This window comes from Solidesulfovibrio sp. DCME, from assembly GCF_049995385.1.
GTDB lineage: Bacteria > Desulfobacterota > Desulfovibrionia > Desulfovibrionales > Desulfovibrionaceae > Solidesulfovibrio.
On record NZ_CP188261.1, the window covers coordinates 4,038,789 to 4,056,145 of the forward strand.

Consider the following 17,357-nt stretch of genomic DNA (forward strand, 5'->3'; position numbering starts at 1 on the left):
TCCCGCCTGACTGGTTCGGTCAGTCGTCGGCGCCGGCCGCGCGTTCGGGCAGGCTGCGGCGCAGGGAGCTTTCCAGGCGGTCGTAGACGGCCAGTTGCCGGGGGGAAAGCATGGGGCGGATCTTGCGGTCGCTTTGACGCAGGATGCCGTCGAGTTCGGGGCGGTTGCGGCCGAGTACCCGGAGCATCTCCTGCCGGGCCTGTTCCCGGGCGGCCAGGAAGACCTGGCGTTGCCCGGGATCGAGGTCGAGCAAGCGCATCTCCTCGGCCTCGACCCGGCTGTGGGCGGCATCGAAATCGGCCACGTCCCGGGCCCGCATTTCGTGGGTGGCCCGGTAGGTCGCCCCGGCAAAACCAAGCCCCAACCCCAGGGCGAACACGCCGCCGATCCCCAGCCAGTGCCCCAACCCGCGCGGCTTATGCATAATCCTTCTCCAGAAACGCCTTGAGCTTGCGCCGGGCGCGAAAGGCCCGCACCTTGACATTGACCGGGGTGAGGCCGGTTAAGGCCGCGACCTCCTCGACGCTTTTGCCTTCGATACCCAGCAGCACGAGCAGGGCCCGGTCCCTGGCCCCAAGGACCGTCATGGCCGATTCCAGCCGGCACCGGGCTTCCCGGGCCTCCAGGCGTTCCTGGTCGCGTTCGTCGGCCAGGCTGTCGTCGAGCCCGGCCACCAGGCCGTCTTCGGCCTTGCGCCGGCGCAGCCAGTCGATGCAGGTGTTGGCGGCGATGCGGTGCAGCCAGCCACGAAAGACCGCGCCGTTGCGCAGCGCTCCCAGATTGAGGTAGGCCTTGACGAAGATCTCCTGGGCCAGATCCTCCATGCCGCCCGGGTCGTCGCAAAACCGGGAGACCAGGTGCAGCACGCCGGACTGGTGCCTGGCGACCAGGGCCGCGAAGGCCCGCTGGTCACCCGCGGCCGCCGCCCTGGTCAGGACGGCGTCGTCGCACCCTTCCCCTCGTACTTCGCTGCCAGCCATGTCCGCCAACCACCGTCGTGCCAAACGTCTTTCGGCCGGCGCCGCCTGCCGGCGGCGCCCCGTACCGACGGTTCAGGCGCGGGAAGCGGCCCCCGGGTTACACCACCGGCTCGACATTCCCGCCCTCGAAGGCTATTTCCCGGTCGCGGCGGCCAAATGCGGCCGCCAGCCCCCTGCGGAGCGCGCCATGTCCCCTCAAAACGACCGCAACATCTACCTGATCGGCCCCCGGGCCTCGGGCAAGACGACCCTGGGCCGGCTGCTGGCCGACCACCTGGGCCGGCCCTTCGTGGACCTCGACGCCCGGTTCGTGGAAAAGCACGGCGAGACCATCGCCGACCTGGTCGGGCGCGAAGGCTGGGAGGCCTTCCGCCGGGCCGAGGCCGCCATTTTGGCCGAAACGGAGCAGACGCCGGGCCAGGTGGTGGCCACGGGCGGCGGGGCGGTGCTTGTGCCGGAGAACCGGGCGGTCCTGGCCCGGGGGCTGGTCTTCTATCTTCAGGCCCAGCCCGAGCGGCTGGCCGAGCGGCTCATGGCCGACATGAACGAGGCGCAACGCCCCAAACTCACGCAACTGGGGCTTCGCGAGGAGATCACCGCCACCCTGGCCGAACGCGAACCCCTCTACCTGTCCTGCGCCCACGCCTGCCTGCCCGAGCGCGGCCCCGAGGAGCTGCTGCAATTCGCCCTGCGCGCCCTGGCCGCCTGGTAGCGGCCATTCCCCTGCGTCTGCCCGTGGGCTATGCGGCGGGCCGGGCCTTCTGCCCGACCATGGCCCCGGACGCGGCGGCGGTTGGGCGCGCCCGCGACCGGGTCGGCCTGCCCTATGACGGCATCCCCGAAATCCTGCTGGCCGCCCCCGGCGACGCCTTCCCGGAGCACCAGGGCTGACCCGCCCGGTCGGCCCAAACGGCAGGGGCGCGCCGGCCTGGCCGGCGCGCCCCCGAATGTGGCGTCCTCAAAACGGATAAGACTTTGTCTGTATGAAGGGACACGACCTAGACCGGGCAGAAAACCTCGGGATTCTCGGTAAAAGGCGTCACCCCGTGCTGGCCCGTGGATTCGATGACCGAGCGCCAGTAGTCGGAGGTGATGTTGAGCTTTTTGCGCCGCAGGGTCACCAGGTCCAGCGGCAGGTGGACATAGCGGCCGTAGAGCTTGGAGACCACCATGCCCGTCTTGCCGGCCATGGCCGCGTGTACGGCGTTTTGCCCCAGAAAGCCGCAGTAGACCCGGTCGTTGGCGTTGGCCGGCACCGAGCGCACGATGTAGCTCGGGTCGATGAATTTGAGCGTCATGGGCAGGTCGCGCTGCCGGAAATAGGCCTCGATCTCGGCGGACAGAAACTGGGCGATGTCGCCGAGCACCGGGTTGCCCGAGGCGTCGCGCAGCCCGGTGTCGGGCAGCAGGTGCTGGCCCGCCCCCTCGGCGGCCACGATGACGGCATGGCCCCGGGAGCGCAGCCGGGCCTCCAGGGACGGCAACAGCCCATGGGGGCCGGTCAGCGCGAAGGGGTATTCCGGCACCAGGACGTAGTTGACTTCCTTGAGGGCCAAGGTGGCCTGGGCGGCGATGAACCCGGATTCCCGGCCCATGACCTTGACCAGGCCCACGCCGTTTAAAACGCCGATAGCCTCGGTGTGGGCGCAGCGGATGGCCTCGGTGGCCTTTTCCACGGCCGTGTCGAAGCCGAAGGACTGGGTGACCAGGTTGATGTCGTTGTCGATGGTTTTCGGCACGCCGATGATGCTGATTTTCGAGCCGCGTTTGGCGATCTCCTCCTGGATGCGCCGGGCGGCCTTCATGGTGCCGTCGCCGCCGATGACGAAGAGCATGGCCACATTGAGGCGTTCCAGGGAGTCGGCGATATCCTCGGGCTTTTGCGGCCCCCGGCTGGAGCCGAGCACCGTGCCGCCGAACTGGTGGATGTCCGAGACGTTGTCCGGGGTCAGCTCCACCGGCGCCTGGCCGTAGGACTCGATGAAGCCCTGCAGGCCGAAGCGGATGCCGAGCACGCCGGCCACGTGGTAGTTGTGATGGGCCTCCATGACGATGGCCCGGATGACGTCGTTTAAGCCCGGGCACAGGCCGCCGCAGGTGACGATGGCCGCCTTGACCTTGGAGGAGTCGTAATAGATGCGGCTTCGGGGGCCGGCCAGCTCGAACTCGACGAAGCATGGCCCGGCTCCCTCGCCCAGTTCCCCGGCGTCGAGTTCCAGGCGGGCGCGGGCGTGGTCGGCGAAGCGGCAATAGGGCAGCGGCGAAGGGATCTTGGCCGGCCCGAGCACCGTTATGGCCGTGTTCACGGCCGCCTTTTCGCAGGAAGCTTCCGTCATGTCCGTCTCCTTGGGGATGGCAAGCCGTTACCAGCTTCCCGCCCCCCGGGCAACACGGGCCGGCGACGAACGTGCGGCGAGCCCTTGGCGGGCGGGCCGGCTAGAACCGCTCGAAATCGCCCTCCGGGTCGATCCCCGCCACGGCCTTGCCCCTCGCCGGCCCGGCCTTGCCCGCGGGCAGCCCCGGGCGGGGAGCGGGGGTGCGGGGAGCGGCCACCTGGCGGGCCGGCGGCGCGACCGCCCGGCGGTCGGCCGGCATCCGGAAAAAGCCCACGCTGGCCTGGAGCTGCTCGGCCTGGGCCGAGAGCTCCTCGGCGGTGGAGGCCAGCTCCTCGGACGCCGAGGCGTTTTGCTGGATGACCAGGTCGAGCTGCTGCAGGGCGCTATTGACCTGGCCGGCACCCTGGTTTTGTTCCTGGCTGGTGGCGCTGATCTCCTGGACGAGGTCGGCCGTGCGCTGGATGTCGGGCACGAGCTTGGCAAGCAGCGTGCCGGCATCCCGGGCGACCTGGGTGCTGGTGCGGGAGATGCCGGTGATTTCCGAGGCCGCGGCCTGGCTGCGCTCGGCCAGCTTGCGCACCTCGGCGGCGACCACGGCGAAGCCCCGGCCGTGCTCGCCGGCCCGGGCCGCCTCCACGGCGGCGTTAAGGGCCAACAGGTCGGTTTGCCGGGCGATTTCCTCGATGATGGAGATCCGGCCGGCGATCTCGGTCATGGCGGCCACGGCCTTCTCCACGGCCAGGCCGGTTTCGCGGGCGTCGGCCGCGGCCTTGGCGGCAATGCCCTCGGTCTGCCTGGCGTTGTCGGCGTTTTGCTTGATGCTGGCCACCATCTGCTCCATGGCCGAGGAGGACTCCTCCACGGCCGAGGCCTGGGCCGAGGCGCCCTGGGAGAGGGATTCCGAGGAGGCGCTCATCTCCTCGCTGCCCGAAGCCACGTTTTCCGCCCCGGACTGGACCTCGCCCACCACCTCGCGCAGCCTTTCCACCATGGCCGCCATGGACAGCAGCAAGGCGTCCCTGTCCGATCGCGGGCTGACGGTCACGGTCAGGTCGCCCTTGGACAGCCGCCCGGCCGTGTCGGCGGCCTGGCGCTCGGCCTTGATCATCCGGCCCAGGGCGGCCAGGAGCTGGCCGATCTCGTCGCGGCGGCCCACGGCCACGTCCGTGGAAACATCGCCGGCGGCCACGGCCTCGGCCACGGCGATGGCCCGGGCCACGCCGCCCCGGATGGCCCGGGTGATGGCCACGGCGCACACCAGCCCCACCAGCAGGGCCACGGCCGATACGCCCAGGGAAAGCAGGTTGGCGAAACGGGCCTCGTCCAGCCGGGCGGCGGTCTGGGCGGCCACGACCTCGTCGGACAGGGCGTTGACGCGCTCGCCGGATTCGCCCAGGGACCGGGTGGCCACGGCCAGGCTGTCGGAGGAACGGCTGAATTCGTCGATGGTCTGGCGGTATTCGGCCAGCTTGCCGCCGACCTCCTCGAGCAGCGCCCTGTTCTCCGGCCGGGTCAGCGTTTCCCGCAGGGCCTCCTGGCGGGTCCGCAAGGCCTGCAGGCCGGCCAGCGTTTTCTCCAGGGCCTCCTTGTCCCCGTTCCAGGCGTAGAGGGTCATCTGTTGCCGCACCCCCAGGAAGAGGCGGCTCAGGTCGCCGGCCCCGGTGCTGACCCTGGCCGCCCGGGAGGCCGCAGCCAGGTCGCCGGCCGCCACCATGTCCTCGAAGGCGCCCGCGACGTTGTGGCGCAGTTGCTCGATGCGTTGCAGGGCCGCGGCCCCGGTGGCGCCCAGCACCTTGACCGCGTTTTGCCGGGCGGCGGCGGCCTGATGAAATTCCTCGACCGTTTTGCCGTAGGCGTCCAGGGAGGCCAATATCCGGTCCAGCAGCGCCTGCTGCGCCGCCTCGTGCACGCTCTCCCGCAGGGCCTTGGCCTTCGCGGTCACCTCCTTGAGCCTGCCGCGCACGCCGTCCAGGTCCTTTTGGGCGTATCCCTGGGCGTAATGGCTCATGACCAGCCGGGCGGCGTTGAGGCCGTCGGCCAGGGTCTGGGCCTCGTTCTCCAGCTCCGACCGCTTCATGATGCCGGTCAGCCCCGTCCAATAGACGCCGGAGACGATCAGGGTGAACAGGATGCACAGCCCAAATCCCATACCGAGTTTGAAGGCGATCCCACGATTGGCGAACATGGCGCGCTCCTTTGCGGCAGTGAAGCAACCAAGTGACCCGGACGTTCTCGCCCCCGGCCTGCCGGGAAACACCAGGGGATGGGACGCTGTCCGGCTGGGCAAGCGGTCCCGGACGCTGTGCGGCGAGGCTGCGGGCCGCGCCGGCGCGGACAACATCGGGAAAAGGTCTGCAACGCCCGGAAGGATGCACGCCGGAGAGGCACGTGGTGTCAAGGATCTTGGCTGGTCACACGCCGTTTACGAGAGAGGCAAAACAGCAAAAACATCCCTGGCCACGGAAACTTTCACGAATACAGGCAAACAGGTAAGATATCATCCCGCTTTTTTTAAAGAAATTACAGCGCGCCCAGATGTTTTACAAGATAACTATATTGCCTTTTTTTCGCCCCAAAAAAACACCAAAAAAAGCGCCCCGCCAGAAAAGCGCGGGGCGCCCCACAGCGGCCATCCGTCTGCGCCGGGCCAACGCCCGGCCGGCGGGAAAGCCGCCTGTCTAATCCCAGCGGACGTCGGCTTCCGACGATTCGCCCCGGCCCGTGATGACCACCTTGCCGGCGTGGGCAAGGGTCACCCGCTGCCCGGGGGTCAGCACCCGGTCCCGGCCGTCACCCGTGGCCGTGACCCAGACCGCGCCGCGGCGGCATTCCACCCGGCAGTAGCGCGTACCGGACAGGCTCAGGTACTTGCCCTGGCCCAGGCGCACGGTCAGGCTGCGCTCGGGCGAAAAAAGCCGCTGCCCGGCCTCGGCGGCGATGCGCGCCAGGCGGCTGTCGCCAAGGCGCGCGAATAAAGCGTCCAAAAGCCCCGGCTTGGCCGCGGCGAGCAGTCTGTCTTCCTTGATGCGGTCAGCGAACATGGCGTCCTCCTTGCCCTTGGCGCCGGGAACCGTCCGGGCGCGCTTCCCTTGGACCAGATTCACTGTTATCATGACAGCCACAGTTTTTAAAAAAAACGGGCATAACAGATTGGGCGGAGGGAACGGCCATGACCCAGCCGGAAACCGATCCGGGCGTCTTTCGCTACGTGAGCGTGGAAAAACACATTCTGGGGCTCATCGAATCCGGCAGCCTCAAGCCCGGGGAACGCATCCCGTCGCTGCGGTCCCTGGGGGCCCGGCTGGGGGTCAGCGTGTCCACCATCAACCAGGCCTATCTGGCCCTGGAGCGGCGCGGGGTGGTGGAGGCCCGGCCGAAATCGGGCTTTTTCGTGCGCCAGGGCCCGGGCAAGCGGTCGCCGGCCCCCCGGCCCTCGACCCTGCCGGCCAAGCCGCCGACGACCGTCAACCGGGGGGCGCTGATCCGCGAGGTCCTCGACGGCATGGGCCGGCGCGACATCGTGCCCCTGGGCGTGGCCACAACCGACCTGTCCCTGCTGCCCACCCGCCAGATGGCGCGGCTGCTGGCCAAGACGGCCGGGTCCGACCACGTCACGGGCTACGAGGGCGTGCTCGGCAACCTGGCCCTACGCCGCCAGATCGCCTGGCGCCTGGCCGAGGCCGGCATCGAGGCCCGACCCGAGGAGATCATGGTCACGTCCGGGGCCATGGAGGCGCTCTATATCGCCATCCGCAGCGTGACCCGCCCAGGCGACAACGTGGCCATCGCCGCGCCGTCCTACTACTGCTTCCTGCAACTGCTGGAAAATTTCGGCCTGCGGGCCGTGGAACTGCCCTCCCACCCCGACGGCGGCGTGCGGCCGCAGGCCCTGGCCGCGGCCCTGGACCGCTACAGCATCGCCGCCATCATCCTCACCCCCAACTTCAACAACCCCGACGGTTCCCGCATCCCGGACGCGGCCAAGGCCGAAATGGCGGCCCTGGCCGCCGGTCGCGGCGTGCCCATCATCGAGGACGACGTCTACGGCGACCTCTATTTCGAGGGCGGCCGGCCGCGCTGCCTGGCCTCCTTCGACACCGGCGGCCAGGTGCTCCACTGTTCCTCCTTTTCCAAGACCCTGGCCCCGGGCTTTCGGGTGGGCTACCTCCTGCCCGGGCGCTACGCGGCCAAGGCCTTCGAGATCAAGGCCACCACCAACGTCTGCTGCGCCACGCCCACCCAGGCGGCCGTGGCCGAGTACCTGGCCCAGGGCACCTTCGAGCGCCACCTGCGCAAGACCCGGGCCGTGCTCGAACGCCAGGCCCGGATGATGGAGCAGCGCCTGCTGGAATGCTTCCCCGAGGAAACGCGCGTCACCCATCCCGGCGGCGGCACGGTGCTGTGGATCCAGATGCCCCCGGGCGTGGATTCCATCCGCCTGTTCTACGAGGCCAAGGCCAAGGGCATCGGCGTGGCCCCGGGCAACATCTTCTCCAGTTGCGACCAGTTCGCCGGCTTTTTGCGCGTCAGTTACGGCAACGCCTGGTCGCCGGCGGTGGAAGGGGCGGTGGCCGAATTGGGCCGCCTGGCCCGGTCCCAATGCGACGGCTAGGCGGCCGACCCTTGCCATGGTATGATGATTGCCCTATTCCTGACGGGGACGTCCTCGGGCGGTTCACGGACGTCACGGACAATTTCCGGCCTGGCCTGGGGCCGCCTGACGCCGGCGACGGCCCGCCGCGCCGCGATCAGGACATTGCCCGGGGGAAGAGGAGAGGCACGATGCAACGGCTTTCGCTGCGCCGCACGGATCAGGAGATGATCCTCGTCCTTTCGGGCGAGATCGTCATGGACATGGTCCTGGAACGCAAGGCCGAGGTCGCCCGGCTCGTGGAAGAATACGACGGCCCGGCCATCACCCTGGACCTGGCCGAGGTGACCTTCATGGACAGTTCCGGGGTGGGCCTGCTCATCGGCCTGCGCCGGCAGTGCCAGGAACGGGGCAAACGTTTCGCGGTCGTCAATCCCGCCCCGCCCATCCGCAAACTGTTCGAGACGCTGCGCCTGACGGACTATTTCGCCGTGCCCCAAACGCCCGCCGACCGCCCGGCCCCGTAAGCCGCGCCATGCGTATCGCCATCGCGGACGACTCCGACAGCTTTTGCACCTACCTGGAGAGCCTGCTGCGCGCCGAAGGCCACGACGACCTCGTCACGTTCCCTGCGGCCGAGGCGCTGCTGGCCGCCCTGGCCGAGCCCCGGGCCACGCTGCCCGACCTCGTGCTCATGGACTGCATCATGCCCGGCATGGGCGGCCTGTGCGGCACCAAGCGGCTCAAGGCCGATCCCCGGCTGGCCGACATCCCGGTCATCATGGTCACGGTCAGCGAGGACGAGGAGAACCTGGCCGCGGCCTTCGCCGCCGGGGCCATGGACTATATCCGCAAGCCCCCCCGCCGGGCCGAACTGGCCGCCCGGGTCGGCTCGGCCCTGCGCCTCAAGCAGGCCATCGACGCCCGCAAGGCCCGGGAACGGGAACTGCGCGACGAAAAGGACCGCATGGCCGCCATCCTGGAATACGCCCACGACGGCATCGCCGTGGTGGGCGGCGACGGCCGCTTCACCTTCGTCTCACCGGGCATGGAGCGGGTGTTCGGCCTGCCGCTGCAGGCCTATACCACGGCCGACCGCTTCATCGCGGCGGTCTTCCCCGAGGCGGCCGACCGGGCCGACCTGGCCGACATCGTGGCCTCCCGCCCGGCCCCGGGGCATGTCTGGCGGCGGCAGTGCCCGTTTACGGACAAAAACGGCCAGCGCCGGACCTGCCAGTTCCATTTTTCCACCATGCCCGACGGCGAACTGGTCTGGAACATCGAGGACGTGACCCTGTTCGCCAAGCAGAAGGAAGACCTTCTCAAAAAACACAGCCGGCACCAGAAGGACCTGGAGGCGGCGGCCGAGATCCAGCGCAGTCTGCTGCCCAAGCGCTACTCCATGTCCGAGAGCCTGCGCTTCGCCTGGGAATTTCTGCCCTGCGAAACCATCGGCGGCGACATCTTCAACGTCTTCCCCCTGGGCCCCAACCATGTCGGCCTCTACATGCTCGACGTGTCCGGCCACGGCGTGGCCTCGTCGCTGGTGGCGCTTTCGGTCTACAACTTCATGCACTACCAGCGTTCCACCCTCATCGACCGCTCGGGCGGGCATATCGACGTAGTGCCGCCCCAGATCGTCCTGGCCCGGCTGGACGAGGAATTTCCGTTCGAGAAGTTCTCGAAATTCTTCACCATCTTCTACATGACCCTGGATGTGCGCACAGGCCAGGCCCAGTACTGCAACGCCGGCCACCCGGCGCCCTTTCGCATTGCCGCAAACGGCGACATCGAAGCCCTGCCCTGCTGCGGCACCATCATCGGCCTGTCGGGCTTCCTGCCCTTTTGCGCCGGCACCTTGGCCATGCGCCCCGGGGACAAGCTGGTCGTGCTCAGCGACGGCCTGGCCGACACCCAAGCCGCCGACGGCCGGTTTTTCGGCGACGAGCGGACCTTGCAGGTGCTGCGCCGCCTGGCCCGATACCCCGTAAGCGACATCCTGTCCGGCCTGCGCCGGGCCGCCTCGGATTTTCTCGGCGAAACGCCGCCGCGCGACGACGTGAGCCTGCTTGGCCTCGAATTCGTGCGCGAAAAAGCCCTGGCCGTCGCCTGATACCCGGCCGACGGCCGTTTCCCCGCAACCCTTGCCACCGGTTCCCCCATGCCCTTTGCCGTCTATCATGCCGCCCCCGGCCTTCTGGCCGAACTGGTCGCCGAACTGGGCGACGCCGTCACGGCCGTACGCGACCCCCTGGTCGTGGCCGACGGCCCCCCCCGCCGGCCGGCCTTCGCCGCCAACGTCTGGACCGACCCGGCGTTTCTTCCCATGGACTCCATCGGCCAGGCCGCCAAAACCCTCAAGGCCATCCAGCGCAACTGGTCGGTGGTACCCAGCGGCCATTTCCGCCGGGCGACGCTCGTGGCCGACAAACTGCCCAAGGTCGCGGCCAGGCCGCTGGTTTTCGGCCAGCCCCTGCCGCACGCTCCCCTCGGCGCCTTCACCTTGTGGGAGGAAAACCTGCTTCTGGCCTCGCCCACGACCAGCGAACCCGTGCCGGACGGCGCGTACCGCTTCGCCGAGGACCGCGACGGGCCGCCGAGCCGGGCCTACCTCAAGCTGTGGGAACTCTTCACCCGCCTGCGCTTCGCCCCGTCGCCGGGGCAGCTGTGCCTGGACATGGGCGGCAGCCCGGGCGGCTGGTCGTTCGTGTTGGCGGGCCTTGGGGCGCGGGTGTTTTGCATCGACAAGGCGCCGCTGGCCCGAAACGTCGCCGCCGATCCGCTCGTCTCCTGGTGCCAGGGCAGCGCCTTCGGCCTGGACCCCCGCCACGCCGGGGCGGTGGACTGGCTTTTTTCCGACGTGATCTGCTATCCTGACCGGCTTTTCGACTGGCTTTCCCGCTGGCTGGAACTCGGCGAGTGCCGCCGCTTCGTGCTGACGGTCAAACTCCAGGGGGAAACGGATTTCGCGCTGCTGGACAGGTTCCGGGCCGTGCCGGACAGCCGGCTGCTGCACCTGTCCCACAACAAACACGAACTGACCTTCGTGCGCCTGGCCGCGGGCGAACTCCTTGCGGCCGACAATGATTAACGTCATACTGGGATCATCGCCGTAACGTTCCGCCCGCCGTGCCGTCGTGCCGGCAGACCGCCGGGAGGATTGGGCCATGAACCGACGCCAATTCCTGGTTGCCGCCGCAGTGGCCGGCCTTTCGCCGTGGGCCGCGGCCGGCAGGGGCGGCCTGGCCGAAGCGGGGAGCCTGCCCGTGGCGGCCATCCAGGCCGTGCTCGACGCGGCCGTGTCCGACGACGGGCTGCCCGGCCTCGTCTTCGGGGCGCTCACCCCGCGCGGCAACTTCCTGGGCGCGGCCGGCAAGGCCGACCTGGCCGCCCCCCGGGCCATGGAGCCCGGCGACCAGATACGCCTGGCCAGCATCACCAAGAACATGACCGCGGCGCTGATCCTGCGCCTGTGCGAGGAAGGCCTGCTGTCCACCGGGGACATCCTGGCCGCGCTTTTGCCGGACTGCGGCGTGCCCAACGCCGCGTCCATCACCGTGGCCCAGCTGCTCAACCACACCGCCGGCGTCTACGACCACGAGGAATCCACGGACCTCGACATCCTCTCCCCGGGAAACTTCACCAAGGACTGGACCGCGGCCGAGATCTTGGCCATCTCCAACGCCCACGGCCCGGCCTTCGCGCCCGGCGCCCAGTGGGGCTACTCCAACACCGGCTATTACCTGCTCGGGCTGATCGCGGAAAAACGCACCGGCCAGACCTTCGAGGCGGCCATTGCCCAGCGCTTCTTCAGGCCGCTCGGGCTTGCCCGCACGGCCGTCAGCCGCACCGGCGCCCTCGCCGCCCCCCTGACCGGCGGCTACTGCCTGGTGGCTGACGGGGATTTCCGGGTCATGACCGACTGGAACATGTCCTGGGACTGGACGGCCGGGTCCGGGGTGTCCACGGCGGCGGACATGCTGGCCTGGGGGCGGGCGCTTTTCACCGGAAAACTGCTTTCGGCCGCCTCGCTGGCGGTCATGACCACGCCCACGGGCAAGGCCGCCGACATCATCCCCGGCCAGGTCGGCTACGGCTGCGGCACGGAAGTCTGGACCGCGGACGAGTTCTTCGGCCAGCCCTGCTGGTCCCACGGCGGCGGCAACGGCGGCACCCGGACCTTCCTGCTGCACTACCCCCGGGCCTGGCGCACCCTGTTCATCGGGGCCAACCGTTTCGACTACGCCCCGGCGGGCGTCGACGCCACGGCCCTGGTCAAAAACGTCCTTACGGCCCTCGTGCCGTACCTGGATTTCCCGGCCCCGACCGCCGTGCCGGCGGTCAACGGCCTGTTGTTCGACGCGTAAACCGCCGCCATCGGCCCCGGCTCCCCGTTCCCGGGCCGAGACGAAGGGGTGCCATGCGGCACGAACGGGCAGGGCCCCGACTCCCCGCGACCGAACCGGACGACCGGCCGGCGCAACCGGGACGTAGCGACGGCTCTGTGCGAACCGACCGAAGGAGGGATGCAACATGGCGTTTCGCACTCGCTTTTGGCGCGCCGGTGCCTGGTGGCTCGGCCTGGCCCTGTTCGCCTGGCTCGTGACGCCCGGGCCGGCCCGGGCCGATTGGCTCAGCCAACTCGTCGCCGACGCCGAGGCCTGGCGACAGGCCGCCCAGATCCCCGGCATGGCCATGGCCGTGGTCGTGGACGACCAGGTGGTCTATGCCGGCGGCTTCGGCAACGTCAGCCAGGAAGTCGGCGCGGCGGCCGTCGACGCCGACACCGTCTTCGAAATCGGCTCCTGCTCCAAGGCCTTCGCCGCCGCCCTCCTGGCCGTCCAGGTCGACAAGGGCAGGCTGGCCTGGGCCGACCTGGCCCGAAGCCGCCTGCCGTCCTTTGCCATGTACGACGCCTGGGTGTCCGGCCAGTTCCAGGTGCAGGACCTGCTCGTCCACCACTCCGGCCTGGCCATGCAGTCCCTGCTGGGCATGATGGTGCTCAACTACCCGCCGCAGCGCATCGTGCCGGCCCTGCGCTACGAAAAGCCCATCACGAGCTTTCGCACCGCCTTCGCCTACCAGAACGCCATGTACATGGCCGCTTCGCTGCTGGCCGAGCCCCTCACCGGCCAAAGCTGGGGCGAGGCCCTGCGGGAGACCTTCTTCACGCCCCTCGGCATGACCCGCACCGTCACCACCCAGGCCGCCAAGAACTCTCTGCAAAACGTGTCCCTGGGCCACATGATGCTGGCCGACGGCGGACTGTGGACCATTCCCGCCGACTGGTCGGGCAACGCCATGGCCGACTACGCCCTGGGCGCCGGGGCCATCCGCTCGAGCGTCAACGACATCGCCAACTGGCTGCGGCTCCAGCTGTCCCTGGGCAGTTTCGGCGGCACGCAACTCGTGTCCACGGCGCAAATGCGCTTCCTGCAGGCCCCCCTGGCCCTGGTGGTGGACTATGCCCAGGGGCAGGACATCGACTACTGGGGGCCGGTCTCCTACGGCGGCGGCTGGATGTATTTCGGCTTTTCGCCCCAGCCCTTCCTGCAGCACGGCGGGTCGTTGCAGGGCTTCAAGGCGAGCATGGGGCTCATTCCGGGAAGCAAGGCCGCCGTCGTGGTGCTCACCAACATCGGCGGCAACTTCACCGGCGTGCAATCCCTCAACGCCCGCCCGACCACGGCCGACAAGATCGTCTTCCACTTCTACGACCTGTACATGAACCGCAACGTCACGGCCGGGCAGCTCGAGGAAAACATGGCCCGCCTGGCCGCCCTCCAGGCCGAGGCGCCATCGCCCCAGGCCGCCCCGGCCGGCGCGGCCAGGGCCGCCCCCCCCTTGGAGCAATACTGCGGCACCTACGTCCACCCGGCCTACGGCGCCTTCACCGTCAGCCTGGCTGGCGGCGGCCTGCGCATCGCCCTGGGGCCGGACGGCTACACGACGGACCTCCTCGCCGGCGACAGCGGGTTTTACGCCTATCCCAGGGACTACCCCACGGCCGCCAACCTGACCCTGCCCTTCACCTTCGCCTTCCCCGAATCCGGGCCGGCGACCATGACGCTCGGCGCGGTCATGGGCTTCCCCCAGGGCGCGGTCTTCACCCGCATCGGGCCCGTGGCGCCGGTGGGGCTTTTGCTCGGCGATTCCTGAACCCGAGGCGGCGGACCGGCACGCGTTCCGCCGCTCCCCCGGCCCGGCCGTGGCAAGGCAGCAGCATCCACGGCCGGGCCGGCCGCAGCCTTCGCCGCCCGCCCCCCCGGGACACCCGATCGCTTCCCGGCCGCCCGGGGATTATTCCCCTGTCTGGGGGATTTCCCGACTTACGAGGCCGCGGCCGCAGCCCGCTTGGCCCGGCGCCGGTTGCGCCGGGTGGCGCCCCACAGCCGCAGCCGGTCGAGGGAGAGGTAGATGACGGGCGTGGTATACAGCGTCATGGCTTGGCTGACGAGCAGCCCGCCGCAAATGGCGATGCCCAGCGGCCGGCGCAGCTCGCCGCCCTCGCCATGCCCGATCGCCAGGGGCAGCGCGCCGAGAAAGGCGGCCAGCGTGGTCATCATGATGGGCCGAAAACGCTTGAGGCAGGCCTCGTGGATGGCCTCGCCCGGGCCAAGCCCCCGCTCGCGTTCGGCCGTCAGGGCGAAATCCACCATCATGATGCCGTTTTTCTTGACGATGCCGATCAGGAGGATCACGCCGATGATGGCGATGATGGTCAAATCGAGCTTGCAGGCCATCAGCGCCGCCACGGCCCCGAGGCCGGCCGACGGCAGGGTCGACAGGATGGTCAGCGGGTGGATGGTGCTCTCGTAGAGGATGCCGAGCACGATGTAGACCGCGACCAGCGCGGCCAGAAGCAGCAACGGCTGGGTCCGGGTGGTGGCCTCGAAGGCTTGGGCCGTGCCGGCAAAGGAGCCGCGCACGGAGGTGGGCAGCCCGAGCGTGGCCACCGCGGCCTCGATGGCCGTGGCCGCCTGGGACAGCGACGCCCCGGGCGAGAGGTTAAACGAGATGGTGGCGGCCGGAAACTGGCCCTGGTGGTTGACGGACAGCGCGGCTTCGCTCTGGCGGATGGTGGCCACGGCGGACAGCGGCACCTGCTTGCCGCCCTTGCCGGCGACATAGATGTCCCGCAGCCCTTCGGGGCCTTCGAGCAGGCGCGCCGTCCCCTCGAGGACCACGTGGTACTGGTTCTGGTCGGTGTAGGACACGCCGACCAGGCGCTGGCCGAAGGCGTTGTAGAGGGCGGCGTCCACGGCGGCCGTGCTCACACCCAGGCGCGAGGCCGTATCCCGGTCGATGTCGATGGAGGTCATGAGCCCCTTGTCCTGCTGGTCGGCGCTAACGTCGGTGAGCAGGGGCAGCTTGCCCAGGGCCTGCTCGACCCTGGGCGCGCCGGCGACGAGGTCGGCGTAGCTGTCGGAGAGCAGCGTGTACTGGTACAGCGCCTTGCCCGGCCGGCCGCCCAGGCGCAGTTCCTGGGCCGGCATGAGGAAGGCCGGCGCGCCGGGCACGGCGGCAAGGGCCTTGCGCAGCCGCGTGAGCGTCACGGCCATGGGCGGGCGCTGCTTGGCGGGCTTGAGCGTGATGAACATCTGGGCGGTGTTGGTGCCGCCGCCGCCAGGCCCGCCGCCGCCGCCGGTAAAGCCCGTGACCGAGGTCACGTCGGGGTCGGCGCCGATGATCCCCACGATGGCCGCCATCTTTTTCTCCATGGCCTGGAAGGAGATGTCCGGCGCGGCCTGGATGAAGCCCATGACCCGGCCGGTGTCCTGTTCCGGAAAAAAGCCCTTGGGGATGGCGACATAGAACCAGACCGCCCCGGCCAGGGCGCCGACGGTGGCCAGCAGCATCAGGCGCGGGTGGGCCAGGGCCAGGCGCAGGCTGCGGTCATAGCCGCGCAGCAGCCCGGCGTAGGCCCGGGCGCCAAGCCCCGGCCGGGCGCCCGGGCCATGGTTTTTGCCCGCCCGCAACAGGGCGGCGCACATCATGGGCGTGGCCGAAAGGGACAGCACCAGGGAAATCATGACGGCAATGGACAGCACCATGGCGAATTCCCGGAACAGCCGGCCGACCATGCCGCCCATGAACAAGATGGGGATGAAGACCGCCACCAGCGAGACGCTCATGGACACGACCGTGAAGGCCACCTCGCGGGAGCCGACGATGGAGGCCTCGTACGGCGCCATGCCCTGCTCCATGTGGCGCGAGACGTTTTCCAGCACCACGATGGCGTCGTCCACGACGAAGCCCGTGGCGATGGTCAGGGCCATCAGCGACAGGTTGTCGAGCGAATAGCCCAGCAGGTACATGACCGCGAAGGTCCCAACGAGCGACGCCACCGTGGCCACGGCCGGGATGCAGGTGGCCCGCAGGCTGCCGAGGAACACGAAGACCACCAGGATGACCAGCAGGCACGACAGCAGCAGCGTGCGCTCCACGTCGGCCAGCGAGGCCCGGATGGGCGGACTGCGGTCCATCTCCACGGAGATGCCCACGTCGGCCGGCAAGGCGGCCGCGAGCTGGGGAATGGTCGCCTTCACGTTGTCCACGGTCTCGATGATGTTGGCCCCGGGCTGGCGGAAGACGATGATCATGACCGACGGCTTGCCGTTCACGAGCCCGGCCGTGCGGGTATCCTCCACCGAGGGCGTGATGGTGGCCACGTCGGTGAGACGCACGGGCGCGCCGTTTTTATAGGCCAGGATCAGCGGCTGGTATTCCCAGGCCTCGTGCAACTGGTCGTTGGTCTCCACCTCGAAGGAGCGGTCCCCGGCTTCCAGGCGGCCCTTGGGCAGGTTGACCGTGGTCTTGGTCAGCATCGTGCTGACATCGGTGAGGCTCAGGCCTTTGGCGGCCAGGGCGGCCGTATCGACATTGACCCGCACGGCCGGCAGCGCCCCGCCGCCCACGAACACCTGGCCCACGCCGTCGACCTGGGAAAGCTTCTGCTGGAGCACGGTGGAAGCCACGTCGTACATCTGGGTCCGGGACACGGTTTCCGAGGTCAGCGCCAGGACCAGGACGGGCGCGTCGGCCGGGTTCATTTTCCGGTAGGTCGGGTTCTGGCGCAGGGTCGAGGGCAGGTAGCCCCGGGCGGCGCTGATGGCCGACTGGACGTCGCGGGCGGCGCCGTTGATGTCGCGGTCGAGGTCGAATTGCAGGTTGATGCGCGTGGAGCCCCGGTTGCTCTGGGAGGTCATTTCCGTCACGCCGGCGATGCGGGCGAACTGGCGTTCCAGGGGCGCGGCCACGGAGGTGGCCATGGTCTGCGGCTCGGCCCCGGGCAGCTGGGCCTGGACGGAGATGGTGGGAAAATCCACCTGCGGCAGGGCGGCGGCCGGCAAGAGGCGAAAGGCGATGGCCCCGGCCAGCACCAGGGCCAGGGTGAGAAGCGTCGTGCCCACGGGCCGGCGGATGCAGATTTCAGGCAAACTGGCCATA

The 17,357-nt window shown here is 69.5% G+C and carries 14 protein-coding genes; 8 read left to right on the forward strand and 6 right to left on the reverse strand.

Features of this window, described 5'->3' with window-relative positions; genetic code table 11:
• Positions 1-19: 19 nt before the first annotated feature.
• Complete coding sequence (locus ACP59X_RS17880) at positions 20-424, reverse strand: hypothetical protein (RefSeq protein ID WP_428560984.1); 405 nt, start codon at positions 422-424, stop codon at positions 20-22.
• Positions 417-980 (reverse strand): RNA polymerase sigma factor, encoded by a 564-nt coding sequence (locus ACP59X_RS17885; RefSeq protein ID WP_428560986.1) that lies wholly within the window; start codon positions 978-980, stop codon positions 417-419. Before ACP59X_RS17885 ends, ACP59X_RS17880 begins: the two co-directional genes overlap by 8 nt.
• Positions 981-1,167: 187 nt before the next feature.
• Between ACP59X_RS17885 and ACP59X_RS17890 the strand changes: the two genes are divergently transcribed.
• Together ACP59X_RS17890 and ACP59X_RS17895 are read left to right on the forward strand one after the other, a co-directional pair.
• On the forward strand, positions 1,168-1,692 hold the full coding sequence (locus ACP59X_RS17890; RefSeq protein WP_428560989.1) for a shikimate kinase: 525 nt from the start codon (positions 1,168-1,170) through the stop codon (positions 1,690-1,692).
• Between the two features lie 23 nt (positions 1,693-1,715).
• Complete coding sequence (locus ACP59X_RS17895) at positions 1,716-1,871, forward strand: hypothetical protein (protein WP_428560992.1); 156 nt, start codon at positions 1,716-1,718, stop codon at positions 1,869-1,871.
• A gap of 107 nt (positions 1,872-1,978) precedes the next feature.
• On the opposite strand, the gene ACP59X_RS17900 is transcribed toward ACP59X_RS17895, so the two are convergent.
• From ACP59X_RS17900 to ACP59X_RS17910, 3 genes are all read right to left on the reverse strand, one after another.
• Entirely contained in the window at positions 1,979-3,316 is a 1,338-nt protein-coding gene (locus ACP59X_RS17900) for an ATP-dependent 6-phosphofructokinase (RefSeq protein ID WP_428560994.1), read from the reverse strand.
• 100 nt (positions 3,317-3,416) lie between these two features.
• Positions 3,417-5,501, reverse strand: a complete 2,085-nt coding sequence (locus tag ACP59X_RS17905) for a methyl-accepting chemotaxis protein (protein ID WP_428560996.1) — start codon at positions 5,499-5,501, stop codon at positions 3,417-3,419.
• Between the two features lie 493 nt (positions 5,502-5,994).
• Positions 5,995-6,357 carry a DUF2917 domain-containing protein gene (locus tag ACP59X_RS17910; protein ID WP_428560998.1) on the reverse strand — a complete coding sequence of 121 codons (363 nt, stop codon included), beginning with the start codon at positions 6,355-6,357 and terminating at the stop codon, positions 5,995-5,997.
• Positions 6,358-6,485: 128 nt separating this feature from the next.
• Between ACP59X_RS17910 and ACP59X_RS17915 the strand changes: the two genes are divergently transcribed.
• From ACP59X_RS17915 to ACP59X_RS17940, 6 genes are all read left to right on the forward strand, one after another.
• Positions 6,486-7,928: an aminotransferase-like domain-containing protein gene (locus ACP59X_RS17915; RefSeq protein ID WP_428561000.1), complete on the forward strand. Its 1,443-nt coding sequence runs from the start codon at positions 6,486-6,488 to the stop codon at positions 7,926-7,928.
• 170 nt (positions 7,929-8,098) lie between these two features.
• Positions 8,099-8,434, forward strand: a complete 336-nt coding sequence (locus tag ACP59X_RS17920) for an STAS domain-containing protein (RefSeq protein ID WP_428561003.1) — start codon at positions 8,099-8,101, stop codon at positions 8,432-8,434.
• A gap of 8 nt (positions 8,435-8,442) precedes the next feature.
• Positions 8,443-10,020, forward strand: coding sequence for a SpoIIE family protein phosphatase (locus tag ACP59X_RS17925; protein ID WP_428561005.1), 1,578 nt, complete (start codon positions 8,443-8,445; stop codon positions 10,018-10,020).
• A gap of 48 nt (positions 10,021-10,068) precedes the next feature.
• The gene (locus tag ACP59X_RS17930; protein ID WP_428561007.1) at positions 10,069-10,998 is read left to right on the forward strand and encodes an SAM-dependent methyltransferase; all 930 of its coding nucleotides are present in this window, start codon (positions 10,069-10,071) and stop codon (positions 10,996-10,998) included.
• A gap of 76 nt (positions 10,999-11,074) precedes the next feature.
• The gene (locus ACP59X_RS17935; protein WP_428561009.1) at positions 11,075-12,274 is read left to right on the forward strand and encodes a serine hydrolase domain-containing protein; all 1,200 of its coding nucleotides are present in this window, start codon (positions 11,075-11,077) and stop codon (positions 12,272-12,274) included.
• Between the two features lie 166 nt (positions 12,275-12,440).
• Positions 12,441-14,066: a serine hydrolase gene (locus ACP59X_RS17940; protein ID WP_428561011.1), complete on the forward strand. Its 1,626-nt coding sequence runs from the start codon at positions 12,441-12,443 to the stop codon at positions 14,064-14,066.
• 170 nt (positions 14,067-14,236) lie between these two features.
• Here the strand turns inward: ACP59X_RS17940 and ACP59X_RS17945 are convergent, their stop codons facing one another.
• Positions 14,237-17,356 (reverse strand): efflux RND transporter permease subunit, encoded by a 3,120-nt coding sequence (locus ACP59X_RS17945; RefSeq protein ID WP_428561014.1) that lies wholly within the window; start codon positions 17,354-17,356, stop codon positions 14,237-14,239.
• Position 17,357: the final 1 nt, after the last annotated feature.